The 23,381-nt window shown below is 50.3% G+C and carries 24 protein-coding genes; 20 read left to right on the forward strand and 4 right to left on the reverse strand.

Annotated elements, in window-relative coordinates; all coding sequences use genetic code 11:
* The first annotated feature begins 16 nt into the window (after positions 1-16).
* The 3 genes from C508_RS0114935 (at position 17) to C508_RS0114945 (ending at position 2,559) form a co-directional block, all read left to right on the forward strand.
* A complete protein-coding gene (locus tag C508_RS0114935; protein ID WP_018704379.1) occupies positions 17-640 on the forward strand; it encodes a YqaA family protein in 624 nt (207 codons plus the stop codon).
* Positions 637-1,059, forward strand: a complete 423-nt coding sequence (locus C508_RS0114940) for a hypothetical protein (protein ID WP_018704380.1) — start codon at positions 637-639, stop codon at positions 1,057-1,059. The genes C508_RS0114935 and C508_RS0114940 overlap by 4 nt, the downstream gene beginning before the upstream one ends.
* Positions 1,060-1,398: 339 nt before the next feature.
* Complete coding sequence (locus tag C508_RS0114945) at positions 1,399-2,559, forward strand: sensor histidine kinase (RefSeq protein WP_018704381.1); 1,161 nt, start codon at positions 1,399-1,401, stop codon at positions 2,557-2,559.
* A 76-nt stretch (positions 2,560-2,635) separates the two neighbouring features.
* Here the strand turns inward: C508_RS0114945 and C508_RS0114950 are convergent, their stop codons facing one another.
* Positions 2,636-3,715, reverse strand: a complete 1,080-nt coding sequence (locus tag C508_RS0114950) for a 6-phosphofructokinase (protein WP_018704382.1) — start codon at positions 3,713-3,715, stop codon at positions 2,636-2,638.
* A 100-nt stretch (positions 3,716-3,815) separates the two neighbouring features.
* On the opposite strand from C508_RS0114950, the gene C508_RS0114955 reads away from it, so the two are divergent.
* Together C508_RS0114955 and C508_RS0114960 are read left to right on the forward strand one after the other, a co-directional pair.
* Positions 3,816-5,264, forward strand: a complete 1,449-nt coding sequence (locus C508_RS0114955) for an aminotransferase class I/II-fold pyridoxal phosphate-dependent enzyme (protein WP_018704383.1) — start codon at positions 3,816-3,818, stop codon at positions 5,262-5,264.
* Positions 5,261-5,941, forward strand: coding sequence for a dTMP kinase (locus tag C508_RS0114960; protein WP_018704384.1), 681 nt, complete (start codon positions 5,261-5,263; stop codon positions 5,939-5,941). The genes C508_RS0114955 and C508_RS0114960 overlap by 4 nt, the downstream gene beginning before the upstream one ends.
* On the opposite strand, the gene C508_RS0114965 is transcribed toward C508_RS0114960, so the two are convergent.
* Entirely contained in the window at positions 5,938-6,168 is a 231-nt protein-coding gene (locus C508_RS0114965; protein WP_018704385.1) for a hypothetical protein, read from the reverse strand. The two genes, C508_RS0114960 and C508_RS0114965, sit on opposite strands and share 4 nt — an antisense overlap.
* 159 nt (positions 6,169-6,327) lie before the next feature.
* On the opposite strand from C508_RS0114965, the gene C508_RS0114970 reads away from it, so the two are divergent.
* Genes C508_RS0114970 through rsmI form a run of 5 tightly spaced genes read left to right on the forward strand, consistent with a single transcriptional unit; the run spans position 6,328 to position 10,187 of the window.
* Positions 6,328-6,774, forward strand: a complete 447-nt coding sequence (locus C508_RS0114970) for a YaaR family protein (RefSeq protein WP_018704386.1) — start codon at positions 6,328-6,330, stop codon at positions 6,772-6,774.
* Positions 6,771-7,778 carry a DNA polymerase III subunit gene (locus C508_RS19645; RefSeq protein WP_018704387.1) on the forward strand — a complete coding sequence of 336 codons (1,008 nt, stop codon included), beginning with the start codon at positions 6,771-6,773 and terminating at the stop codon, positions 7,776-7,778. The genes C508_RS0114970 and C508_RS19645 overlap by 4 nt, the downstream gene beginning before the upstream one ends.
* Positions 7,750-8,559, forward strand: coding sequence for a PSP1 domain-containing protein (locus C508_RS0114980; protein ID WP_018704388.1), 810 nt, complete (start codon positions 7,750-7,752; stop codon positions 8,557-8,559). The genes C508_RS19645 and C508_RS0114980 overlap by 29 nt, the downstream gene beginning before the upstream one ends.
* A complete protein-coding gene (locus C508_RS0114985) occupies positions 8,556-9,302 on the forward strand; it encodes a tRNA1(Val) (adenine(37)-N6)-methyltransferase (RefSeq protein ID WP_018704389.1) in 747 nt (248 codons plus the stop codon). The genes C508_RS0114980 and C508_RS0114985 overlap by 4 nt, the downstream gene beginning before the upstream one ends.
* Before the next feature lie 21 nt (positions 9,303-9,323).
* On the forward strand, positions 9,324-10,187 hold the full coding sequence (gene rsmI / locus C508_RS0114990) for a 16S rRNA (cytidine(1402)-2'-O)-methyltransferase (RefSeq protein ID WP_018704390.1): 864 nt from the start codon (positions 9,324-9,326) through the stop codon (positions 10,185-10,187).
* Here rsmI and C508_RS0114995 read toward each other — a convergent pair.
* A complete protein-coding gene (locus tag C508_RS0114995; RefSeq protein ID WP_018704391.1) occupies positions 10,184-10,429 on the reverse strand; it encodes an AbrB/MazE/SpoVT family DNA-binding domain-containing protein in 246 nt (81 codons plus the stop codon). The two genes, rsmI and C508_RS0114995, sit on opposite strands and share 4 nt — an antisense overlap.
* A gap of 321 nt (positions 10,430-10,750) precedes the next feature.
* On the opposite strand from C508_RS0114995, the gene metG reads away from it, so the two are divergent.
* The 3 genes from metG (at position 10,751) to C508_RS0115010 (ending at position 14,234) form a co-directional block, all read left to right on the forward strand.
* Complete coding sequence (gene metG, locus C508_RS0115000) at positions 10,751-12,718, forward strand: methionine--tRNA ligase (RefSeq protein ID WP_281167293.1); 1,968 nt, start codon at positions 10,751-10,753, stop codon at positions 12,716-12,718.
* A gap of 2 nt (positions 12,719-12,720) precedes the next feature.
* Positions 12,721-13,485, forward strand: a complete 765-nt coding sequence (locus C508_RS0115005) for a TatD family hydrolase (RefSeq protein WP_018704393.1) — start codon at positions 12,721-12,723, stop codon at positions 13,483-13,485.
* A 146-nt stretch (positions 13,486-13,631) separates the two neighbouring features.
* Entirely contained in the window at positions 13,632-14,234 is a 603-nt protein-coding gene (locus C508_RS0115010; protein ID WP_018704394.1) for a beta-class carbonic anhydrase, read from the forward strand.
* A 43-nt stretch (positions 14,235-14,277) separates the two neighbouring features.
* On the opposite strand, the gene speD is transcribed toward C508_RS0115010, so the two are convergent.
* Positions 14,278-14,733, reverse strand: a complete 456-nt coding sequence (gene speD, locus C508_RS0115015; RefSeq protein ID WP_018704395.1) for an adenosylmethionine decarboxylase — start codon at positions 14,731-14,733, stop codon at positions 14,278-14,280.
* Positions 14,734-15,015: 282 nt separating this feature from the next.
* Here speD and C508_RS0115020 point away from each other — a divergent pair, with 282 nt between their 5' ends.
* The 7 genes from C508_RS0115020 to radA all read left to right on the forward strand — a co-directional run bounded on the left by C508_RS0115020 (position 15,016) and on the right by radA (position 23,374).
* Positions 15,016-15,954 (forward strand): nitronate monooxygenase, encoded by a 939-nt coding sequence (locus tag C508_RS0115020; RefSeq protein WP_018704396.1) that lies wholly within the window; start codon positions 15,016-15,018, stop codon positions 15,952-15,954.
* A gap of 44 nt (positions 15,955-15,998) precedes the next feature.
* On the forward strand, positions 15,999-17,195 hold the full coding sequence (locus C508_RS0115025) for an FprA family A-type flavoprotein (RefSeq protein WP_018704397.1): 1,197 nt from the start codon (positions 15,999-16,001) through the stop codon (positions 17,193-17,195).
* A gap of 150 nt (positions 17,196-17,345) precedes the next feature.
* Positions 17,346-17,801, forward strand: a complete 456-nt coding sequence (locus C508_RS0115030; RefSeq protein ID WP_018704398.1) for a CtsR family transcriptional regulator — start codon at positions 17,346-17,348, stop codon at positions 17,799-17,801.
* Positions 17,801-18,310 (forward strand): UvrB/UvrC motif-containing protein, encoded by a 510-nt coding sequence (locus C508_RS0115035; RefSeq protein WP_018704399.1) that lies wholly within the window; start codon positions 17,801-17,803, stop codon positions 18,308-18,310. Before C508_RS0115030 ends, C508_RS0115035 begins: the two co-directional genes overlap by 1 nt.
* A 13-nt stretch (positions 18,311-18,323) precedes the next feature.
* Complete coding sequence (locus C508_RS0115040; protein ID WP_018704400.1) at positions 18,324-19,403, forward strand: protein arginine kinase; 1,080 nt, start codon at positions 18,324-18,326, stop codon at positions 19,401-19,403.
* 33 nt (positions 19,404-19,436) lie between these two features.
* Positions 19,437-21,878 (forward strand): ATP-dependent Clp protease ATP-binding subunit, encoded by a 2,442-nt coding sequence (locus C508_RS0115045; protein ID WP_018704401.1) that lies wholly within the window; start codon positions 19,437-19,439, stop codon positions 21,876-21,878.
* A 125-nt stretch (positions 21,879-22,003) separates the two neighbouring features.
* Complete coding sequence (gene radA, locus C508_RS0115050; protein ID WP_018704402.1) at positions 22,004-23,374, forward strand: DNA repair protein RadA; 1,371 nt, start codon at positions 22,004-22,006, stop codon at positions 23,372-23,374.
* Positions 23,375-23,381: the final 7 nt, after the last annotated feature.

Genomic DNA, 23,381 nt, shown 5'->3' on the forward strand with positions numbered 1-23,381 from the left:
AGGACAGGTGCGAAGCATGGAGACAGCCTGGCTTCAGGATGGAGTCGCCTTTTTTCAAACATATGGGTTATGGGGGCTGCTGGCCGTGGCATTCCTGGAGTCTTTTATTTCACCCATTTTGCCGGATTTGCTGCTGATTCCCATGGCGCTGTCCAATCCGGATCAGGCGATTTGGTATGCCGTCTGGACAACCCTTACTTCAGTTTTAGGCGGTTTTATCGGCTATTACGGCGGGCACCGTTTTGGGGAGCCTGCTTTGCGGCGGATTGTTCCCGAGCGTCATTTAGAGACGATTCGCTGCTGGATGGAGAAATATGGCGCATTGGCAGTGTTTTTAGCAGCGATGTCGCCCATTCCTTATAAGTTTGTTTCAATTAGCGCTGGCGCTTTTCGCGTGAATTTAGGTTTGTTCTTCGTTTTTTCTTTTCTAGGACGAGCTAAACGCTTCTTGGTGGAAGGGTTGTTAATTTACTATTACGGCCCGCAGGCGCTGGCCATGTTTGAGAAGTACAAGACCGAAGCTATTGTTGGCTTCGTGCTGGTAAGCGTTTTGATGGTTCTTGGAGTGTATCTATTTCGCCGGCATAAAATGCAGGATCGTGTGGCAGTATCAGCAGAAGCTAGGAGGCAGGAAATATGAAGATTGACATAGGCGAAACAGCACTGCAGGGACGTGAATTGGATGCGGCGGCAGCCGTGGCTAGCGGCGCTTATTGCTGGGTTACGCATACCTTGCAGTTTAGCGCGGAAATGGCGGTAAAATGGCTGATGGCGAAAGAATCGCTGACTGCTTTTAAGGGCATGTACCGTCCTATGCGCGAAGAAGAATGGGATGATCTGAAGCATCGCCAAGACTATGCGGAAGAAGTGCCTTGCTTTTCTACGGATGAAGCGGCGGCGGAGAAGTTGGTTCTTCTTTTGCAGCAACAAGGACGGCAAATAGAAAGAAAGAACGTGGCTGAGGGAGTGGCTGCTATTTGCGGAGAAGTAGAAAGCGTTGCTGCTGCTTGGCCGGAAGCGGTGACTCGCTTAGCGTTGCATTTTAAAATTGCTGATTAATTTAATAAGGGAATATTGACGCAATTCAAGTCTTTTGCTAATGTTTAAATGAAAGAGTTGGACAAGCATGGCTGTTTGATGACAGTTCGGCTTGAAAGACTACCTTCCTTAGTTTGGACGTTTTTGACGTACAAACGAGGAAGCGGCGGCGCAAGGCAGCTGTTTTGACAGGCTAACCTGTTTCTTAGTGACGTGTTGTGCAGCACCTGAGCCAGGCAGGACTGCAACCAAGACGTTAGCATGGCTGTACGGGGTCGCAAAAAAAGCATTCGCAGAAGATGAGGTTCTGCGAATGCTTTTTTTTAAGCAAGGGAGAAGGAAAGAACAGGGAGGCCAAAAATGGACGCTAGCGCAACAAAATTGGATGCGAAAATGCTTGACTCGATTGTAAAACGAACCGTGGAAGCCATTGAGGAAAGCAAAAGCGAGATATATGAAGTGTATGAAGCAGCTTGCGGCGAGGTGGAAAAGCTGCGCCGGGATTTGCTGCGCCTGAAAGAAGAAGCGGCAACAACTATTGAGCGTGTGGATAAACTAGAGATCAAAGAGAAGCAAGCCCGCATTAACTTGATGGAGGTTAGTAAAAGTTTTCGCCAGTTTAGTGAAGAGGATGTTCGCAAAGCGTATGATATGGCGCGAGACTTGCAGGTAGAATTAGCGGTAGCTAGAGAATGCGAGCTGAATTTGCGCTTGCGCCGGGACGAAATGGAGCTGCGCTTGCGAACTTTGGAGTTGACGGCGCAAAAGGCGCAGCGTCTGGTTTCACAAGTTGGGGCTGTCTTAGGTTATCTGGGAACGCAGATGGATGATGTAGTGGAGCATATCGAATCCTTGCAGCAGACCCAGCGTTTGGGAGCGCAGATTATTCACGCTCAGGAAGAGGAACGGCGCCGCGTGGCCCGGGAAATTCACGACGGTCCGGCGCAGACGATGGCAAATTTGGTATTTCGTACGGAAATTTGCGAACGCATGGTAGATCGAGATAGTCAGCGAGCGAAAGCGGAGCTGGCGGATTTGCGGGAGCAGGTTCGTGGCTGCTTGCGGGAGGTGCGCAAAATTATTTGCGATTTACGCCCGATGTCCTTAGATGATTTAGGCTTGGTAGCGACGTTGAAAGGACTTTGCCAGAGTTGTCGGGAGCAGAGCGGCGTAGAAGCGCAACTGCGTGTGTTAGGCAAGGAAGTGAGTATGGACGCTTATCGGGAGACGGCGGTTTTTCGCATTGTACAGGAGGCCTTGCATAATGTGGAAAAGCATGCTAAAGCGAAGCAAGTCCAGGTGGTCATGGAATACCGTCCTAAAACATTGCAGGTCTTGATTCAGGATGATGGGCAAGGTTTTTCAATGGATGAAAAGATTTCCGATGAATGCTTCGGACTGCTGGGAATGCGAGAACGCGCCAACATTTTAAAGGGAGATTTGCGTGTTCAGTCTGAGCCCGGAGCAGGGACGCAACTGTTTTTGAAAATTCCGCTGGAAGAAACCGATGAATTAGAGTAATTACAAAATCCGAACGTCAGGACGGTCCTGAAAGAAGCATTCTTTTGGCAGGCCGTCTTTTATTTGTTGCACAACGTCATTTCCCAAAGGAAATGCCTAAATTTTTGGCGGTTTGTACAAGGTCTCCTTCAATGGGGACGGTTTTAAGCTCTCCAATGGCCATTGCTAAGGGGACGGATACTATTTCAGAGCCGTGCAGCGCAGTCATGCAGCCAAATTTTCCATCTAACAGGCATTGGACGGCCGCTGTTCCGTAGCGAGAGGCCAAAAGACGGTCGAAGGCCGTAGGTGAGCCGCCACGCTGCAGGTGCCCTAGGATGGTAACCCGTGTTTCCAAAGTAGTAAGCTCTTCAATTTCATGAGCCAAACGGTGGCTGACGCCTCCTAAACGCTGCGGATCAGGGCTGCCCTCTACTACGCGTTGGATGGTATAGTCGCCGCCCAGCGGTTTGGCCCCTTCGGCTACGACGATGATACTAAAACTTTTTCCGGAAGAACGACGCTTTTTGATGGCCGTGATGATTTTTTTGATATCATAGGGGATTTCGGGGATTACAATTACATCGGCTCCCCCGGCAATGCCAGCCTGCAAAGCAATCCAACCGGTGTAGCGTCCCATTACTTCCAAAAGCATGACTCGGTGGTGAGATTCGGCGGTAGTATGCAATTTGTCGAGGGCGTCTACGGCGGTAGTGACAGCAGACTCAAAGCCAAACGTGTAGTCTGTAGCGGATAAATCATTGTCAATGGTCTTGGGGACGCCGACTATGGGAACGCCTAAAGCGGCAAACTGGCTGGCAATATGCAAGGAGCCGTCGCCGCCGACGACGATAAGGCCGTCGATTTCCCATTGTTTCAAATGGTCCAGAACATCTTGGCTTTTATCGACATAGGCGCACTTTTCATTGCTTTTACAGGCATAAGAAAAAGGATTGTCTCGGTTGGTTGTGCCTAAGATGGTGCCGCCCCGATGTAAAAGACCGCTGACGCTTTGGAGCGTTAAACGCAAAGTGTTTCCATGAATTAAACCGGAAAAACCATTTTTTATGCCGGTGACTTTAATGTTATGCTGTGAGGCCATTTTAACAACGCTGCGGATCACTGCGTTTAGTCCGGGGCAATCGCCGCCGCCGGTAAGAATCGCTATATGTTTCATACAGATGCTCCTTTTAATGGTATACTGAACAAGAAGTTCTTCATAAATGTGAGGTTTTCCTCTGTTTATGTCAAGGATGATGAAATAGCGAGGAGAATATATGGGGCAAAACTGCTTGCCTTTGGTAAAGGCGCTAAAACAGTATATAGATGAGAATGCGTTACGCCTGCATATGCCGGGACATAAAGGCGGGCTGGGAGCGCCGGCGCCAGCGCAGGAACTGCTTGGTTCCAAATTATGGCAGGCGGATGTGACGGAGATCGACGGCCTGGATGATTTGCAAGAGCCGGAAGGCTGTATTGCTGAATCGCAAAGACTGTTGGCCGATCTGTATGGAGCGGCAGCTTCTTTTTTTCTGGTTAATGGCAGCAGCGTTGGTATTGCAGCGTTGCTTTTAACCTGCCTGCAGCCTGGGGATGAAATCCTGGTGCCGCGCAATGCACATCGTGCTGTCTTATCTGGCTTGATCGTATCCGGGGCTAAGCCGGTTTTTATACAGGTACGTCAGGACGAAGAAAGCGGCGTGCCCCTGGGGCTGGATGCAGCAGATTTTTTACAAGCCGTGGAGAAGCATCCCCAGGCTAAGGCTGCTTTTTTTGTTAATCCGACCTATCAAGGCGTAACCGGTGATTTAGGGACGATGATTCGAATTTGCCATAAGCATGGTCTGCTGTCCCTGGTCGATGAAGCTCATGGCGTTCATTTTCCGTGGCTGCCGAATGGCTCTTTGCCCATGGCTTTATCTAGCGGCGCAGACGCTTGCGTGCAAAGCGCGCATAAGCTGGCCGGAGCGTTGACGCAAAGCGCTTGGCTTCATGTGGGGCAAGGGAGCGGACTGGATACAGGGCGGCTGAAAAGCGCCTTGCAGTGGCTGCAGTCTTCTAGTCCTAGCTATCTGCTGATGGCCTCTTTGGACGCGGCGCGTTGGCAATTGGCCCAAGAAGGAAAAGAAAGGCTCCGCCGGCTTTGGGAGCGGGCGGAGCAGTTGCGCCGCCGCTGGCAAGCTTTGGCGGGCGTAGATATAGTTGGCGGCGTGGATGGAATTCTACCCAAACCATTTCAAATGGATATTACGAAAGTTACGCTGGCTGTACAGGGCTGGTCAGGGCATGCTGCAGCCGCCCAATTGAGGCGTCAGGGTATTGCAGTGGAATGGGCGGATGCACAGCGGCTGTTGCTGTTGCTGTCCCTGGCTGATGTTAAGCAGGACTGGGAGCGATTGGAACAAGCTTTGTCTCAACTAGTGCAGTTGCCGGCTCCTGGCGATTTTTCACAAAAAAATATAACGCTGCCGCCGGTCCCGCCGCAGCGGTTGACGCCGCGAGAAGCGGCGCTAGCAACGTATCACAGCGTATTGCTGTCAGAAGCGCAAGGGTTGATCGCAGGAGAAGCAATTACTCCCTATCCGCCTGGGATCCCCCTCGTTTTACCAGGAGAGGAATTGACGGCGGAAGTGCTTGCTTGGATTGAAGCCTGTAAGCGTCAAGGCCAGCATATGTCAGGCATGGCAGATACTACTTTGGAGACGATAAGGGTGGTATGGAAATGAGAAAAGGAAAACTTCTAATTTTAGAAGCAGGCGATGGCTGTGGTAAAGCTACGCAGACGCGTTTGTTAGTGGAGGCGCTGATCAAAGAGGGGCATAAGGTGCGTAAGGTGTCCTTCCCGAATTATGACAGTCCTGCTGCTGGGGCGATCAAGATGTATTTGGCAGGGGAATTTGGAAAACACGCGGCTGATGTCAATCCCTATGCGGCTGCTTCGTTTTATGCCGTTGATCGTTTTGCGTCTTATCATACGGACTGGGGCGAATTTTATCGCCAAGGCGGCATTGTTATCGCCGATCGTTACGCAACGTCCAATATGGTGCATCAAGCGGTCAAAGTGCCGCCAGGAGAGCAAAGAGAGGCTTTTTTGAAATGGCTGTGGGAGTTGGAATTTGAAAAATTCTCCCTGCCGGTGCCGGATGCGGTCTTCTTTTTGGATGTTCCGCCTGCGCTCAGTACCGCATTGATTGCCGCTAGAGAAAGCGAGCAGCGCAAACGGGATATTCATGAGCAAGATACGGCATATTTGGACGCGTGTTACTCTTTATACCGACAATTGGCTATACAATATGGTTGGCAGCAAGTGAACTGCGCTCCCCAAGGAAAATTGCGCTGCATTGAAGAAATTCACAGAGAAATTTTAAATAGAGCCTTGGAGCTTTGCTCTTGGGACCGTTAAAAAGAGCGACGGCCCATACGGGGGTGCTGCACCGGACGCAAAGAAAGACGGGCCGCTAAGCGAGCTGCTTCTTCTAAAGGAAGGTCTTGGCGTGATTCTTGAGATTCAAAAATACAGACGCCTGGTTCGCTACCCACTTCTCCTGCGGGCAAATAAACATACTCTTGATTTGTCGTATCTCCATAAATAATGCCGGCTAATAGTTCGCCGGCGATCATGCGGCTCATAAAAAGCCTCCTTTTTTTGCAGAATCGGACTAATTATAGCATAACTTGTTTAATAGGCATATTTTCTCCGACGAGATGATTCGATATAATATAAAAGTGTAACAAACTGGCTGCTGTTCATGGAATCGCTTGCCAGTGGTTCCATAAGGAGGATGAACGATGAAAATTGATCCGAGAGGCATTTCCTCCATTCCCTTGCCCAAGGAAAAAGAAAGCGGCCAGCGCGCCGAAAAAAGCGGGCGGAGTTTTTCCGCCAGTTTAAGCAAAGCCAATGACGACGGCTATATGGAACGCATGGGAAAACTGCTGGATGAAATTACGGCGCAAGGAGAGCAGTTAGGGCAAGTGCCGACCTATGGAGAACTAAAAAAGTACCGTCAACTGGTGCAACGCTTTGTAGGCGAAGCCGTAGGGCGCATGTACAATTTGCAATCGCAGACAGGATGGGACCGTTTTGGACGCCGGAAAGTATATACGCTGGTAAAACAGATCGATGAAAACTTATCCGGTTTGACGGAAGATGTGCGGCAGGGGCAGTCGCAGCAACTGGAAATCATGGGAAAACTGGATGCCATCCGCGGCATGCTGGTTGATCTTTATACATGATACTGCGCTGGGATTCTTTAAAGGGACAAGAGGCTGCGACAGCTGCCTTGCAGCAGATGCTGCGCCAGGAACAATCGCCCCATGCTTTTTTATTCACTGGTATTGAAGGAGTCGGCAAGAGGCTGGCGGCTAAGACGCTCATCGCAGCCTTATTATGCCAGGAAAACGACCGACCTTGCGGCATTTGCTCATCTTGTCGGCAGGTGGAACTGGAGGAGCACGGCCAAATGCAAGTGCTGCGGCCAGAGGGAACAGCCATAAAAATCAGCCAAATACGCGAGCTGCTGCCGCGTTTGTTGCTGAGCGGCGGTCAGTCGCGTTTTTTTGTGCTTATTGACGGCGCTGAACTGATGAATCAGGAAGCGGCCAATAGCTTACTAAAGATGCTGGAAGAACCTCCGGCAGGAGTTTATTTTATGCTGTTGGCGCAACGGTTAGAACAATTACTGCCGACGGTGCGGTCTCGTTGTTGCTTGGTACCGTTACAGAAGTTAGCGACGCCGCTTCTTAATGACATGCTGCAAAGTCGTGGCTTTGCGCCGGAAGCAGCCGCATTGGCCTCTAGCGTGGCTGCAGGCAGTTTGGGAGAGGCGTTGCGATTTTTAGAAGAAGGACGACAGACACTGAGGGATGAGGTATGGCAGGCGCTGCAAGCCAGCGGCAAGGCGGCTTGGCGCCTAGGAGAGCTTTGGGGGAAAGAGGAGCGGCCGAAGGTTCAACTGCGATTGCGCTATCTTTCCTTGCTGTTACGTGATATGCTGGTACTGCGGCAACAAGCGGCGATACCATTGTTTCATCCGGATTTGGAGAGAGACTTGTATCAGGAGTCTCAGCAGTGGACGGATAAAGGATTGACGCAGGCTTTGCATGCCGTTGAGGAGACACGCAGAAATATACGGTTTCACGCCGTGCTGCGGCTGGCCTTAGAGGCTTTGTGGCTTGCCGTGAGTGAAGCGAAGGAGGGTTCTGGTTTTTATGCCGAAGGTAATAGGCGTTCGTTTTAAAAAAGCGGGCAAGATTTATTATTTTGCTCCTAGCGAGGGAACACTGGCGTTAGGTGACGCGGTTATTGTGGAAACTGCTCGGGGGCTGGAATTTGGCGAAGTTGTCATACCGGTACGGGATGTGGAAGACGAAAGCGTAGTGCAGCCCTTGAAGTCGGTGCTGCGCAAGGCTAACCACAAGGATAAGGAAAAAGTCAAACAGAACAAGGCGAAGGAAGAGGAAGCCTTCAAGGTTTGTGAAAAAAAGATTGAAGAGCACAAACTGCCAATGAAATTGGTAGATGTAGAATATACATTTGATGTGAATAAGATCATTTTTTATTTTACCGCTGACGGACGAATTGATTTCCGGGAACTTGTTAAGGATTTAGCAGCTGTATTCCGTACGCGGATTGAACTGCGTCAGATTGGCGTGCGAGACGAAGCCAAAATGATGGGCGGGATAGGCTGTTGCGGACGGCCCTTGTGCTGCGCTACGTTCTTGGGCGATTTTGAACCTGTTTCTATTCGCATGGCCAAAGAACAAAATCTTTCTTTAAATCCTACAAAAATTTCTGGAATTTGCGGACGGTTGATGTGTTGCTTGAAGTATGAGAGCGATGGATATCGCAAATGCTGCAAGAAGGCGCAGCCTCCTAAAATAGGCAGTACCGTGATGACGCCGCAAGGCGAAGGTAAAGTGACTATTGTCAGTAATAACAAGCATATGGCGACGGTTGAATTGGCGGATCAGGGCGGTACCGTACAACTGTCCTGGGAAGAAGTGGCGGAAAAAGCATGATTGGCGTGCGCCTGCGCCGCTCGGAGCGGGTAGACGACTTAGGCCTGGGAGGGCTGCGTATTATACAGCATCCCAGGTCTTTTTGCTTTTCTCTGGATGCGGTATTGCTGGCGCATTTTGTACGGTTGCGGCCGCAAGACAAGGTGGTGGATTTGGGGGCTGGAAATGGCGCTATTTCCTTGCTGCTGGCGGCTCGAGGCGCTCGGACCGTAGCTGCAGTGGAATTGGATAAAGCAGCAGCCAGCCGGGCCGCGCGGAGTGTCCAATTGAGCCGCCGCAGCAGTCAAATTCAAGTGTATTGCGGCGATTATCGCCAGAAATTGCCGCAGATGCCAGGCGGTATTTGGGATATTGTGGTTGCGAATCCGCCTTATTTTCAGCCCGAAAGAGGGAAAGGCAGCGTAGAAAAGGGACTAGCTCGCCAGGAAGTGACGGCAACGTTGACTGACGTGCTGAAAGCAGCTCGACGTTTGGTTCGGTTTCGGGGGCGTGTGGCCTTGGTACATCGGGCGGATCGAATGGTGGATGTACTGACCGCGATGAGAGAGGCGAATTTGGAGCCTAAACGTTTGCAACTGGTGCAGCCCCGAGGGGCTGCTCCGGCGAACTTGCTGTTGATAGAAGGCGTACATGGCGGAAAGCCGGGGTTGGAGGTACTGGCGCCGTTGGCGGTATACGAGGCCGACGGTTCCTATACGGCTCAATTGTGGGCCTGCTATGAGACTGCGCCGACGCAGATTTAATGAAAACGAGGAGGATTGGCCATGCATACGGGGATATTGTATTTATGCCCTACTCCCATTGGCAATCTGGAGGATATTACTTTGCGCGCGCTGCGCGTGCTGCGGGAAGCCGATGTGGTAGCGGCGGAAGATACGCGTCATTCCCGCAAACTGCTCACGCACTTTGAAATTCATAAGCCCCTGGTAAGTTATCATGAGCACAATAAAGCGGAACGCGGCCCGGAGCTGTTGCAACGTCTGTTGGCGGGCGAAAGCATTGCTCTTGTTAGTGATGCAGGCATGCCTGGCATTGCCGACCCGGGAGCGGATCTTGTCAGGCTGGCGCTTGATGCAGGCGTGACGGTGATTCCGTTGCCAGGAGCCAATGCGGCATTGACTTCTTTGATTGCATCCGGGCTTTCTAGTGAGCAATTTCAGTTTTTAGGTTTTTTGCCCAAAACAACAAAAAAAAGAAGGGCTCTTTTGGAAGAAGCCTCCGCATATCCCGGGACACTGATCTTTTATGAAGCTCCCCATCGGTTATTAGCCACTTTAAAGGAATTACAAGGCGCATTTGGTAATCGCCAGGCTGTGGCTGTAAGGGAGCTGACCAAAAAATTTGAGGAATTTGTACGAGGCGATTTGGTTTCTATAGAAGCGCATTTTAAGATGGTTCCGCCGCGAGGAGAATTTACACTGCTTTGTGCAGGCGCCGTGCATAACGAAATAGAGGCGGCGCTTGAGGCTGATCCTGTCTTGAAGCTGGCCGAAGCGATAGCGGAAGTAGGGCGCTTAGTGGCGGCGGGTGAAAATAAAAAAGACGCTATCCGAATGATAGCGTCTCAAAAGAAACTGAGCCGTCGTGATTTGTACCAAGCCGTCATCAAAGAGACTGCAGAAACTTAAATGGCCTCTCCAACAGAAAGGGCACATTGTTTGCAGACATTTTTGCCGCGGAAATTGGTAATGCCGTCTGCACTGCCGCAAAAAATGCAAGCGGGCTCGTATTTGCGCAAAACAATACGGTCGCTGTCAACGTAAATTTCCAAAGCGTCTTTTTCGGCGATGTCAAGAGTTCTGCGTAATTCGATAGGCAGAACCACGCGACCGAGTTCATCCACTTTACGAACGATACCTGTAGATTTCATGAGATAAATCCTCCTTGCTCAATCTAAGAAAATCGACAAATGAGAGAATGTCTTTTATAATAGAAAAGGTTCTTCTCTCAATCTAAAATCAGCGTAACAAAAATGAAAAATCCTGTCAAATTAGAGAAATGTCACAAAAGGATTGTCAAGGGTTATTTTTTTACTAGCCTTTTTGATACAAAACACAGATAATTAAATGATTAATATTGCAAAAGTGTTTCAAAAGAAAACGACTAGCTGGAAACGTATTGGAAATTTAGGCTGAGAGTACTTTTGTGGGAGAATTTGACAAAAAACCAGTTTTTAAAAATAAGGAAGAAGATGACAAAAGAGAAAGGTTGGATGATCATGGAAACCAATTCTAAATACTATATTTCTACCCCCATCTATTATCCGAGCGATCGGTTGCATATAGGTCATGCATATTGCACCACGATAGCGGACAGCTTGGCAAGATATCAGCGGCTGGAAGGAAAAGAAGTTTTCTTTCTAACCGGTTCTGATGAACATGGGCAGAAAATCCAGCGTAAGGCCGAGGAAAAAGGTGTAACGCCTATAGGGTATGTTGATGGCATTGTTGCGTCTTTTCAGCAACTTTGGCGTAAACTGGGAATTTCCAACGATGATTTTATCCGGACGACACAGGAACGGCACCATAAAGTAGTGCAGCATATTTTTCAAACCATTTATGAGCAAGGCGATATTTACAAATCGGCTTATGAAGGCTGGTATTGCACTCCTTGTGAAACATTCTGGCTGGAGCGGCAATTGCAGGACGGAAAATGTCCGGATTGCGGGCGACCGGTGGAGGTCGTGCAAGAGGAAAGCTATTTTTTCCGTATGTCCAAATATCAGGACCGTCTTTTAAAACACATTGAAGAGAACCCGGATTTTATTCAACCTGCATCTAGACGCAATGAAATGATTAATTTTATCAAAAGCGGTCTGGAAGACTTGTGCGTATCTCGGACAACCTTTGACTGGGGTATTCCAGTACCTTTCGACAAAAAGCATGTGGTTTACGTTTGGTTTGACGCTTTATCTAATTATTTGACCGCAGCGGGTTATCTGGATAATCCAGAGAAATTTGCGAAGTTTTGGCCGGCGGATGTACATTTGGTCGGCAAGGAAATTGTTCGTTTCCACTCGATTATTTGGCCGATTATACTCATGGCCTTGGATTTGCCCTTGCCGAAAAAGGTCTATGGACATGGCTGGCTGGTGGTGGATGGCGATAAAATGTCCAAGTCTAAAGGCAATGTTATCGATCCGGTGGCATTGATAGATGAATTTGGCCCTGACGCCATCCGCTATTTCTTGTTGCGGGAAATTGCTCTTGGTAATGACGGGAATTTTTCGAGAGACGCTCTTATTGGGCGGATTAACGCTGATTTGGCTAATGATTTGGGAAATCTGCTCCATCGCACGCTTAGCATGATTGGGCGCTTTCAAGGCGGGAAGATCTTGCAAGGACATACCGAAGAAGCAGTGGATGCGTCTTTGCGCCAGCTGACGGAAAAAACACTGGCCGATTATCGCACTGCCATGGAAAAAATGGATTTAACCGAAGCTTTGAAATGTGTTTGGATTTTAATTGGCCGCAGCAATAAGTACATTGACGAAACTGCTCCATGGGCGCTGGCGAAGAATCCGGAGCAGGCGGATCGGTTGGCGGCGGTCTTATATCACTTAGCGGAGACCTTGCGTCAGACGGCGGTCTTAATTGCTCCTTTCCTACCGCACACGGCGCCGCGTATTTGGTCGCAACTGGGCTTGACCTGGGACTGGGCTTCTATTCGCATGACGGATATGGCTTGGGGCGGCCTGCCGGAGGGAACACAGGTAGCGGCGGCGGAACCATTGTTCCCTCGTATTGAGCTCGAGAAGGAAGAAATTGCGGCTGTAGAAATCCCTGCCAAGGCAAAGCAGGCGGCAGCGCAGCAGAAGGCGGCTCCTGCTGCGGAGAACGGTGAAATCTCCATTGATGACTTTGGCCGTATGGATCTGCGGGTAGCTAAAGTCATTGCCGCGGAAAAAGTACCCAAGGCGGACAAATTGCTTAAGCTAACGGTGGATTTGGGAGAGGAAACCCGCACTGTAGTTTCGGGTATCGCCCAGCATTATGAACCGGAAGCGCTTGTGGGCAAGCAAGTGGTATTGGTGGCTAACCTGAAAGCTGCGAAAATTCGCGGCGTTGAATCAAGAGGCATGGTGTTGGCTGCGTCTTGTGACGGTGCGCTGCAGGTTGTAGAAGTTCCCGGCATGGCTCCTGGAAGCAAGGTGAAGTAAGCATGCTTTTTGACTCTCATGCTCATTTGGATGATGAAGCTTTTGATGCTGACCGTAATGAAGTAATAGCCAGGTCGCTGGCAAACGGTCTGGTAGGGATGGTGAACCCCGGCGCCTGTATGAAAAGCTCTGCTGCCGCATTGGCGTTGGCGGAAGAACATGCGGCGATTTATGCAGCCGTCGGTATTCATCCGCATGACGCCGATTCGGCGGATGAGGGGGCTTACGAACAGTTGAGTCGTTGGTCGCGGCATCCTAAAGTTGTCGCGATTGGCGAGATTGGGTTGGATTATCATTATGATTTTTCGCCGCGTTCTGTGCAGCAGAAGGTATTTGTCAAACAACTGGAATTGGCTAAAGAGTGTGGTTTGCCGGTGATTCTTCATGACAGGGAGGCGCATGGCGATATTTTGCGTTTGGTCAAAGAAGCGGGCCGAGGCGTGCGCGGCGTTTTCCACTGCTTTTCAGGCAGCCTGGAGATGGCGAGGGAAGTGGTGAAGCTGGGCTTTTATCTTTCTGTAGGAGGAACGCTGACTTTTAAGAACGCAGCCAAACTTCCGGAGATTGTAAAAGAAGTTCCTTTTGAGCGATTATTGCTCGAAACAGACAGTCCCTATTTGACGCCGACTCCGTATCGCGGGCGGCGCAATGAGCCGTTGCATGTACGGCTAGTAGCGGAGAAAGTGGCGGAACTGCGCGGCTTGAGCGTGGAAGAAGTGGCTGAACAGACAACGGCCAATACGTATCGGTGCTTTGGTATTGCTTAGTAATCGCTTTAGGATTGAAAAAGAGGACGCGCCTTAGGGTGTGTCCTCTTTTTGTCAGTATAATGCAACTTTTTTCAACGCTCTTGACGATGACCTTCTAGGTAAGAGAGAATGTGAGTGGAAGATAATTCGCAGGAGGTATTCTTATGACGATGCTGGAACAGGTTCTGGCGGCTAATGAAAAGTTTATACATAGCTTGCCGCAGGCGTATTGCGAGTGTCATACCAATGAAGAAGGCTGTCCTTGTGGTGCAGGAGAGGTCAGTAAATATCCGAATCGGCAATTGGCGATTTTTACTTGCATGGATACGCGGCTGGTGGATTTTTTAGAGCCCGCTTTAGGTATCGAACGAGGTCAGGCTAAGGTGATTAAAACCGCTGGTAATACAGTGACAGGGCCTTTTGGGGCCGTTGTGCGCAGTTTGCTGATTGCCATTTATGAACTGGGTGTGCAGGAAATCATGGTGATTGGTCATGAGGACTGTGGCATGGCGCATAGTACGTCACAAGACCTAAAGACCAAGATGATTGCCAGAGGAGTGCATCCGAGTGCGATTAAGATGATTGAAGGCGATTTGGAACATTGGGTGGATCAGTTTCATAATCCGGTGGAGAATGTAAAGCAGACGGTTGCTGCGATTCGCAGCAATCCGTTAGTGCCGGTGGATGTGCCAATTCACGGGTTGCTCTTTGATCCAAAGACCGGCAAGGTAAACGTTCTAGTAGACGGTTATGAGGATATAAATTAATAAGAAAAAAGCGCCTCTGGCGAGGCGCTTGGCAGTTTAAACGTTACTTTTTCGAACGGCTGAGAAACTTGATGAATTTCGTGCTGGTGTCTTTGACTCGACGCAACGGATTGCCTAACGTGCGAGTCTTCGGTTTCATATCGCTCACAGAGCCGAAGTCGCCGCGGCGGATATTAGTGGTCTTGAGTTTGGTCGGCTTAAAATGCCGGCGTAATGTTTGTAGCGCTTTAGTCGGCAAGGCTGCTTCACTGAAAGTGAAAATATCAACAGCCGCATAGCCTAAGTGCGGATAAGTATGTACGCTGATATGGCTTTCCGTCAAAAGCGCAATGGCTGCGACTCCTTGAGGCGTCAGGGGGTGATCGGTGTATTGGAGAAGTGTTAATTGGCCTTCGGCAATAGCGGCTAAAACGGCTTGCTTGATATAGTCCCGATCATCAAGCAGCTCAAATCTGCAGCCATACATATCGGCTGTGATGTGCTTACCGATAACAGTCATTCGAGTTCACTCACTTTCCCTTTGCAACGTTTGGCATTGCCACTGTAAAAATAAGACCTGGTGAAAAGATATTCGAGTAAAAAAGCTCTAGCATGTACCTATGCATGATTTTTCATTATAGAGACGATATATACGGTTGTAAAGCTTTTTTCCAAGGGTGAATAAATTTTTAACATGTTTGTTGATTTGCTGCTTCGTATGCAGGAATTTTGCATTCAATCGTGAAATTGAAGAAAGAAAATATTAAAATAATGGTTCCATGAGCCAAAGGAGAGTCTGAAGATGACAACAAGATTGACGCAACTATTAGGTATCCAATACCCGATTTTACAAGGCGGTATGGCTTGGGTTTCGGAAGCTCGTTTGGCGGCTGCCGTTTCGGAAGCCGGCGGAGCGGGAATTATTGCTTCAGGGGGGCGTTCAGCAGAGTGGCTGGAAGAGCAAATTCACGAAGCTAGACGCTTGACCAATAAGCCTTTCGGCGTAAATGTGCAGCTTATGGCTGCCAATAAAGACGAATTGGTAGATGTTATCTGCCGGGAAAAAGTGGCTTTTGTGACTCTGGGCGCCGGTAATCCGGTACCTTTCTTTGAACGCCTGAAAGAAGCTGGCGTGAAGAAAATTCCTGTAGTGCCAAATGTAAAACTGGCTAAACGCGTGGAAGCGGCTGGCGCTGACGCGATTGTTGTAGAAGGAATGGAAGCTGGCGGTCACATTGGCGTGCTCACGACGATGGCGTTAATGACGCAGGTTATCCCTGAGGTTTCTTTGCCGGTAATCGTAGCCGGCGGCTTTGCCGACGGGCGGGGTCTGGCTGCGGCGTTGGTGATGGGAGCTGCAGGCGTGCAAATTGGCACTCGTTTTATGCTGGCGGAAGAATGCGCCGTCCATCCGAATTTCAAACAGCGTTTGATTGAAGCGGCTGACACGGATTCCGTGGTGACGGGCCAAACGATTGGCCATGCAGTGCGCGGCGTTCGTAATCAGTTTACAGATCTGTTTATTTCCATGGAATATAAACATCATCCGAAGGAAGAACTGGAAAAAATGGCTACAGGCACCAATCGCAAAGCGGCGGTAGACGGCGATGTAGAGCAAGGCATGGTCCAAGCTGGCCAGAGCTTGCTTCCTCTGAAACGGGTTCAGCCTGCAGCGGAAATCATCAGTGAAATTATGGAAGGCGCTCGTGAGGCTCTACACCGTGCGCCGACGCTATTGTAAGATAGAGAGAAAGATTGCTGTTGGGATACAAGGAGGAGAAGGGAATGCTGAATCAAATTGAAATTGCTCGCGGCGTGTATTATGTTGGCGCTGTAGATTGGAATTTACGGGATTTTCACGGTTATAATACACCTCGGGGGGTTACGTATAACGCCTATTTAGTGGTTGATGAGAAGATTTGCCTGATTGACAATGTCAAGGCTCCCTATACGGAGGAGTTGCTAGAACGCATCAGTCAGATCGTTGATCCTTCTAAAATTGACTATGTAATTACCAATCATGTGGAGCCGGACCATTCTGGTTCTTTGCCCAAGTTGATGGAACGGGCGCCCCAAGCCAAGGTCGTTTTAACCAATCAAGGCAAGGATGAAGTCATAAAGTACTACGGCAAGGAATACGATTTTATGACGGTTAAGCAAGGAGATGTGCTGGATATTGGCCGCAATAAGCTCCACTTCGTCCCGTTGCCGATGCTGCATTGGCCGGATTCAATGGCGACCTTTATGGAAGGGGAAAACATTCTCTTCTCGAATGATGCTTTTGGGCAGCATGTTTGTACGAGCAAACGTTTTGACGACGAAAATGAACTGCCGGTGGCTATGTATGAGGCGGCTAAATACTACGCTAACATTCTAATGCCTTTCGGCAAATTGGTTGTGCGCGCTTTGGACAAAGTGAGCAGCTTGCCTTTAAACATGATTGCTCCTAGTCATGGCTTGATATGGCGCAGCCATATTCAAGAAATTTTGGCGGCGTATAAACGTTGGGGCAGCGGGCAAAATCGTGATCGCGTTGTAATTGTATATGACACGATGTGGGGCAGTACGGAGCAAATGGCTCGGCGTATTTTGGACGGTGTAGCTTCGGCTGGAGTAGACGTGCGTTTGATGCGTATTTCTACTACGGAATTAAGCGATGTTGCCTTGGCGGTCTTAGAAGCAGGAGGGGTTATTTTAGGTTCCTCGGCAATCAATAGCGGCCCCTTGGCGACGATGGCAGCAACGGTATCGTATCTGCAAGGGCTAAAGGCGCAAAATAAACTTGGCGGTGCGTTCGGAGCTTATGGCTGGAACGGCGGCGCTCAGGAAAAACTGGAGGCAGGTTTAGCCGCCAGCGGCATTAACGCCCCGCTGCCGAGTCTCTTCTTGAAATGGACTGCTGATAAAGCAGAGTTGCAGCAGTGTTTTGAGTTTGGAAAACAGTTTGGCGAAAAAGTGAAAGAAGCAAACCGCAAAGACTGAACGTAAAGGAGGGCGAAAGCCCTCCTTTTTATTATTTGTAACGTAAAAATTACTTGCACAAAGTCAAAAAGTCAAATAAAATAAAGTCAAAAGATGAAACAGTACTTTGTTAAAGAAGTGTATGCTTTGCGGAAAAGGAGGTGCGGCGGCATGGGGAATTTGGCAGATGCTATTGAGCGTTTTATTTTACGCAAACTGGCAGCGGGAAGCGGCGGCATTATTGTCGTGCGGCGTAGTGAAATAGCCGAAGAAATTGCCTGCGCTCCTTCGCAGGTCACGTATGTATTGGGCACTCGCTTTACCATGGAACGAGGCTTTATTGTTGAATCTCGCCGCGGCTCCGGGGGCTTTGTGCGTATTGCTAAATTAGCGCTGCCGGTGCTGGCGGAATTGCCGGCGCCGCCGGAAGAAGCTTGGTCTCAGGAAGAAGTACAGTGGCGTATTCGGCAATGGGAGCAGCATCAGCTTTTGAGTGAGCGAGAAGCGGCCATTGTGCGCTACTTTATGATGCAATTTGCCGAACGGATAGAGGATGAAGAGCGAGGTCGCTTGTTGCGGGATGTGCTGCAGCGTTTGGCGGACTTGCCTCGCGAGGAGGGAATGTAATGTTGTGCGAGAATTGCGGCAAACGACCGGCAACGATTCGCATTGTGCAAATGATGGGCTCCGAAAAAGAAGAGCATCATTTTTGTGAAGTTTGCGCTCAGGGACAGTCGGCGCTTTCGGTTTTGGCTTTAAACGATCCGGCAGGTGCGGAGGACTTTCTGAAGCTGCTCTTGGCGGCGTCGCAACCGGAGGAAGTGCAGGAAGAAACGGTGCGCTGTCTTGAGTGCGGTTTGACGTATGAGGAATTTAGTCACAAAGGGACCTTTGGCTGTAGCGGCTGTTTTGACGCTTTTGAGGAAAAAATAGGGCCAATGGTGCGACGTATTCACGGTACGGCGCAGCATAACGGCAAAGTGCCAAGGCATACAGGGGCTGCTTTGCAAATGCGGCGTCACATTCAAGGGCTGAGGCAGCAATTGGAACAACATGTTCGGCAAGAAGAATATGAAGAAGCGGCTCGCTTGCGAGATGAAATTCGCAGTCTTGAAATGCAGAGCCAGCGTGGATAAGGTGGTGCAAGGCATGAATTGGCAAGAGTTATTGCGCAGTCCTCGCAGCGCCTGGGGAACGCTTGCAGGGCCGGAGGGAGATATCGCTTTATCAAGCAGGGTGCGTCTGGCGAGGAATTTTCAACGATTTGCGTTTCCTACTCGCGCCGACGAGGCGACATTGCAGCTGGTGCTACAGGTAGTAAAAGAAGCGCTGCCGCAGCTTAATCAGGCGGACGAGGCGGCATACGTATTTGTGCCGTTGGAAAACTTGTCGAAGCTGGAACGGAAAATTTTAGTAGAGAAGCATCTGGCAAGTCCCGATTTCGCCCAGTGTGCTGAAGGGCGAGCCTTGGTGGTAGGACGGGAAGGCGCCGTTAGTATTATGGTCAACGAAGAAGATCATTTGCGTATTCAAGCGGTAGCGCCAGGGCTGGATTTGGAACAGTGCCTAGTTCAGGCTAATGAGGTAGATGATCTGCTGGAAAGCCGCGAAGAGGTTGCTTTTCGTGAAGATCTAGGCTACTTGGCCTCTTGCCCGACCAATTTGGGAACCGGCTTGCGCGCTTCCGTGATGCTGCATCTGCCGGCTCTGGTGATGACAAAACAGGCCAGCCGGGTAATTTCGGCGGCTACGCAGTTGGGACTGGCAGTGCGAGGTCTTTACGGCGAAGGAACCGAAGCGGCTGGAAATTTATTTCAAGTTTCCAATCAACTGACGCTGGGGCCGAAAGAAGAAGAAATTATCGCTAATTTGAACGGCGTGGTGCAGCACATGGTGCATCACGAGCGTCAGGCTCGGTTGCGATTGTTGGAACAGGCGGAAGAGTCCTTGGCTGATCGCGTTTGGAGGGCCTACGGAGTAATGTGTCATGCGCGCAGTATGAAAGGCGAAGAAGCGCTGCGCTTGCTCAGTGATGTATCGCTAGGCGTAGATCTGGGCATCGTAACAGGGGTGGAAAAATCAGTGCTGCACAGTTTGCTAGTAAAGACTCGGCCTGGATTCCTTCATTCTTTAACAGGAAAGGAAACGATGACGGCGCAGGAACGAGCGGCGCTGCGGGCGGAAGTGATTCGGCATACGCTGGCGCAGGAACCAGAAAACGGGCAATAGAAACGAATTTTATTTTTAAAGGAGGTCGTTACAATGTTGAGTCGTTTTACCGAACGCGCTAGACGGGTGCTGATGCTGGCGCAGCAGGAAGCCATTCGCTTGGGGCACGATTATATAGGAACCGAGCATCTGCTTTTGGGATTGCTGCATGAAGGGGAAGGCGTTGCTTCGCGGGCCTTGACCTCCTTAAATATTAATTTGGAACGCATTCGTCGCCAAGTGGAAGAAACTATAGGTCGCGGCGACGGTACCAGCCGGGATATCAGTTATACGCCGCGAGCGAAAAAGGTCATTGAGCTATCAGGGGAAGAGGCGTTGCGTTTAGGACATCAGTATGTGGGGACGGAACATATTCTTTTAGGCCTGATTCGCGAAGGAGAAGGGGTAGCGGCGCAGGTGCTCACTGCCTTAGGGGCGGATCTTGGGCAGGTTCGGCAGCGAGTGATGGAACTATTGGGCGGCGGCTTTTACGCTTCCGGCAATGCTCATGCACAGGCGGTGGAGGATGAAGAAACGGATACGCCGCTGCTTGATGAATTTGGACGGGATTTAAACCAACTAGCTAAAAATGGAAAGATTGATCCGGTTATTGGTCGCAGCGGTGAGATTGAGCGGGTGCTGCAGATTCTTAGTCGGCGCACTAAAAACAATCCGGTGTTGATTGGCGAGCCAGGCGTTGGCAAGACGGCTGTGGCGGAAGGCTTGGCGCAGCGAATTGTTGATGCTAAGGTGCCGGAAACATTACGCGCCAAACGAGTCATCTCTTTGGACATGGCGGCGATGGTGGCCGGCACGAAATATCGCGGTGAATTTGAAGACCGGGTGCGCAAAGTAGTGGAAGAAGTGCGCGAAGCGGGCAATGTCCTTTTATTTATTGATGAGTTGCATACGTTGGTAGGCGCCGGCGGAGCTGAAGGAGCTATTGACGCCGCCAATATCTTAAAACCGGCACTGGCTCGCGGCGAGATCCAGGTGATTGGTGCGACAACCTTGTCGGAATATAAAAAGCATATTGAGAAGGATGCGGCTTTGGAACGGCGCTTCCAGCCGGTGAATGTCGGCGAACCCAGCGTAGAAGACGCCATCGCTATTTTGCAAGGAATTCGGGATCGGTATGAAGCGTTTCATCGGGCTAAAATTACGGATGAAGCCATTGAGGCAGCGGTAAAACTATCTCATCGGTATATTTCTGACCGATATTTGCCGGATAAGGCGATTGATTTGATGGATGAAGCGGCCTCGCGGGTGCGGCTAGGGGCGTTTTCCAAGCCGGAAGACGTAAAAGGCTTAGAAAAAGAGCTCGGACGTATTCAAGCGGAAAAAGAGGCGTCCATTATTGCTCAAGAATTCGAGCAAGCCGCTAAGCTGCGCGATCAAGAGCAAACTTTAAAAATGCAGCTGGAAGAAAAACAGCGTTCCTGGAAGCAGGGCGGCGGCGAGCGAATCGTGGTTTCGGCGGATGATATTGCGCAAGTTGTGGCAGGCTGGACAGGCATTCCTGTTAGAAAGCTGGCGGAAGAAGAGTCCGAACGGTTGTTGAAGCTGGAAGAGGTTTTGCATAAACGGGTCATCGGTCAAAACGAAGCGGTACAGGCTGTGGCTCGTGCGGTGCGTCGCGCTCGGGCGGGCTTGAAAGATCCGAAGCGGCCTATTGGCTCTTTTGTCTTCTTGGGTCCTACCGGCGTGGGCAAGACGGAGCTGGCGAGGGCCCTGGCGGAAGCGCTTTTTGGCGATGAAAACGCCATGATTCGCTTGGATATGTCCGAGTATATGGAACAACACACAGTTTCTCGTTTGGTGGGAGCGCCTCCTGGCTATGTTGGATATGAAGAAGGCGGTCAGGTGACGGAAAAAATACGGCGTAAACCCTATGCCGTGCTGTTGCTGGATGAAATCGAAAAGGCTCATCCCGATGTATTCAACATGTTGTTGCAAGTATTGGAAGACGGTAGGCTGACTGACGGGCAGGGGCGTACTGTTGATTTTAAGAATACCGTGATTATCATGACCTCCAATGTGGGCGCTAAACATTTGCAGCGTCAGGGTGGCGGTACTATGGGCTTTGTTACCGGCAATGAGAAGAAGAAAGACGATAGCGAAGGCAAAAAACGCGTGATGGAGGAAGTGAAAAAATTATTCCGGCCGGAATTCCTGAATCGCATTGACGAGTTGATTGTTTTCTCCAGCCTGAACGATGAAGAACTCAAACAGATTGTGGGGATTATGCTTGCCGACGTATCCAAACGCTTAGGTGAAAATGAGATTGCCCTGGAAGTCAGCGAGAAGGCGAAAGAGGAGCTGATTAAGGAAGGGCTGGACATCACTTATGGAGCCAGGCCGTTACGTCGGGCCATTCAGAAACTGGTTGAGGATGAAATCGCAGAGATGATGCTGCGTCGGGGCATTGGAGCGGGAGATACGGTGGCTGTTGACGCTGACGAAGCAGGGAAGCTCACTTTTGCGAAAAAAAACTAAAAAAGGTATTTACTCGGATTTTATAGCAGGAAATGACGCCAGGCGGCGCGAAAGCACTTTGGGTATGCCTTATCCAAAGTGCTTTCGGTATTTTGGGAGAGGCGTCAGGGAGGCAATTGATAGCAATGGCAAAAGATAAGATTCGTTATGTATGTCAGTCTTGCGGCTATGATTCAAGCAAATGGCTGGGAAAATGCCCGGAGTGCGGCGCCTGGAATTCTTTTAACGAGGAGGTGCTTCGCAAAGAGCCTAGCCGCCCTGGTTTGGGGAGCGTCACCGCAGCGGTATCTCGGCCATGTCCTATTACCGAGGTTGATATCAGCGCACTGCCTCGCATGTCTACCGGCAGCGGTGAAATGGATCGGGTTTTAGGAGGAGGTTTGGTGCCTGGGTCCTTGCTGCTTGTCGGCGGCGACCCGGGAATTGGCAAATCGACTTTGTTGTTGCAAGTGGCGGCGCATTTAAGCCAAGGCCAAGCGCCGGTACTCTATGTTTCAGGCGAGGAGTCGGCGGCACAAACTCGTATGCGGGCCGAACGATTAGGTCGTCTGCAGCCGCGATTATGGGTTCAGAACGAGACGAGGCTGGATGATATTTTGCGCACGGCACAAGAGTGCAAACCGGCTTTGTTGGTGATTGATTCCATTCAAACCATGTATTGTCCGGAATTGCCTAGTGCGCCTGGCAGTGTCGGTCAAGTGCGCGAATGCACCGGGCGATTGTTGCGGCTGGCTAAAGAAGAAGGAATTTCCATTGCTATTATCGGCCATGTCACTAAGGATGGCCAGATTGCGGGTCCGCGCTTGTTAGAGCATATGGTGGACGTGGTCTTATATTTTGAAGGGGAGCGCAGTTATACCTTTCGAGTGCTTCGGGCTATTAAAAATCGTTTTGGCTCTACTCAGGAAAGCGGTCTTTTTGCCATGGAAGAAGACGGGTTAGTCGAAGTGGAAAACCCCTCAGCCGTGCTGTTGGCGGAGCGACCGGTGAATTCGCCGGGATCCGTCGTTTTGGCGCATTTGGAGGGGGTGCGGCCCTTGCTGCTTGAAGTGCAGGCGCTTGTCAGTACTACCTGCTTTGGTATGCCAAGGCGGACCGCGGCGGGCTTTGATTATAACCGGACGCTGCTTTTGTTGGCAGTGCTGGAAAAACGGGTCGGGCTGGTACTCGGTGATCAGGATGTATATGTTAACACAATCGGAGGCATCCGCATGGCGGAGCCAGCGGCCGACCTGGCGGTAGCGGTGGCGATTGCTTCGAGCTTTCGCAATCGACCCGTTGATCCGCATACGGTGGTCATGGGCGAAGTTGGCTTAACCGGAGAAATCCGTATGGTCCCCCGGGCGGAATTGCGCATTCAAGAGGCTTGGAAAATGGGTTTTCGCCGCTTTGTTTTGCCTGCGGGCAATCTGTCGGCGTTAAAGCAGCGCAAGGCGGAAGCGGAGTATATTGGCGTTAGGCAGGTAGCGGAAGCGTTAGCCGCTGTGTTACAATAAACCGGTA

Origin of the sequence: Anaeromusa acidaminophila DSM 3853 (genome assembly GCF_000374545.1) — a bacterium.
Classification (GTDB): domain Bacteria; phylum Bacillota; class Negativicutes; order Anaeromusales; family Anaeromusaceae; genus Anaeromusa; species Anaeromusa acidaminophila.

Coding starts and splice junctions, on each gene's coding strand:
- C508_RS0114935 (WP_018704379.1), top strand. CDS start 17: ATGGAGACAGCCTGGCTTCAGGATGGAGTCGCCTTTTTTCAAACATAT.
- C508_RS0114940 (WP_018704380.1), top strand. CDS start 637: ATGAAGATTGACATAGGCGAAACAGCACTGCAGGGACGTGAATTGGAT.
- C508_RS0114945 (WP_018704381.1), top strand. CDS start 1,399: ATGGACGCTAGCGCAACAAAATTGGATGCGAAAATGCTTGACTCGATT.
- C508_RS0114950 (WP_018704382.1), bottom strand. CDS start 3,715: ATGAAACATATAGCGATTCTTACCGGCGGCGGCGATTGCCCCGGACTA.
- C508_RS0114955 (WP_018704383.1), top strand. CDS start 3,816: ATGGGGCAAAACTGCTTGCCTTTGGTAAAGGCGCTAAAACAGTATATA.
- C508_RS0114960 (WP_018704384.1), top strand. CDS start 5,261: ATGAGAAAAGGAAAACTTCTAATTTTAGAAGCAGGCGATGGCTGTGGT.
- C508_RS0114965 (WP_018704385.1), bottom strand. CDS start 6,168: ATGAGCCGCATGATCGCCGGCGAACTATTAGCCGGCATTATTTATGGA.
- C508_RS0114970 (WP_018704386.1), top strand. CDS start 6,328: ATGAAAATTGATCCGAGAGGCATTTCCTCCATTCCCTTGCCCAAGGAA.
- C508_RS19645 (WP_018704387.1), top strand. CDS start 6,771: ATGATACTGCGCTGGGATTCTTTAAAGGGACAAGAGGCTGCGACAGCT.
- C508_RS0114980 (WP_018704388.1), top strand. CDS start 7,750: ATGCCGAAGGTAATAGGCGTTCGTTTTAAAAAAGCGGGCAAGATTTAT.
- C508_RS0114985 (WP_018704389.1), top strand. CDS start 8,556: ATGATTGGCGTGCGCCTGCGCCGCTCGGAGCGGGTAGACGACTTAGGC.
- rsmI (WP_018704390.1), top strand. CDS start 9,324: ATGCATACGGGGATATTGTATTTATGCCCTACTCCCATTGGCAATCTG.
- C508_RS0114995 (WP_018704391.1), bottom strand. CDS start 10,429: ATGAAATCTACAGGTATCGTTCGTAAAGTGGATGAACTCGGTCGCGTG.
- metG (WP_281167293.1), top strand. CDS start 10,751: ATGACAAAAGAGAAAGGTTGGATGATCATGGAAACCAATTCTAAATAC.
- C508_RS0115005 (WP_018704393.1), top strand. CDS start 12,721: ATGCTTTTTGACTCTCATGCTCATTTGGATGATGAAGCTTTTGATGCT.
- C508_RS0115010 (WP_018704394.1), top strand. CDS start 13,632: ATGACGATGCTGGAACAGGTTCTGGCGGCTAATGAAAAGTTTATACAT.
- speD (WP_018704395.1), bottom strand. CDS start 14,733: ATGACTGTTATCGGTAAGCACATCACAGCCGATATGTATGGCTGCAGA.
- C508_RS0115020 (WP_018704396.1), top strand. CDS start 15,016: ATGACAACAAGATTGACGCAACTATTAGGTATCCAATACCCGATTTTA.
- C508_RS0115025 (WP_018704397.1), top strand. CDS start 15,999: ATGCTGAATCAAATTGAAATTGCTCGCGGCGTGTATTATGTTGGCGCT.
- C508_RS0115030 (WP_018704398.1), top strand. CDS start 17,346: ATGGGGAATTTGGCAGATGCTATTGAGCGTTTTATTTTACGCAAACTG.
- C508_RS0115035 (WP_018704399.1), top strand. CDS start 17,801: ATGTTGTGCGAGAATTGCGGCAAACGACCGGCAACGATTCGCATTGTG.
- C508_RS0115040 (WP_018704400.1), top strand. CDS start 18,324: ATGAATTGGCAAGAGTTATTGCGCAGTCCTCGCAGCGCCTGGGGAACG.
- C508_RS0115045 (WP_018704401.1), top strand. CDS start 19,437: ATGTTGAGTCGTTTTACCGAACGCGCTAGACGGGTGCTGATGCTGGCG.
- radA (WP_018704402.1), top strand. CDS start 22,004: ATGGCAAAAGATAAGATTCGTTATGTATGTCAGTCTTGCGGCTATGAT.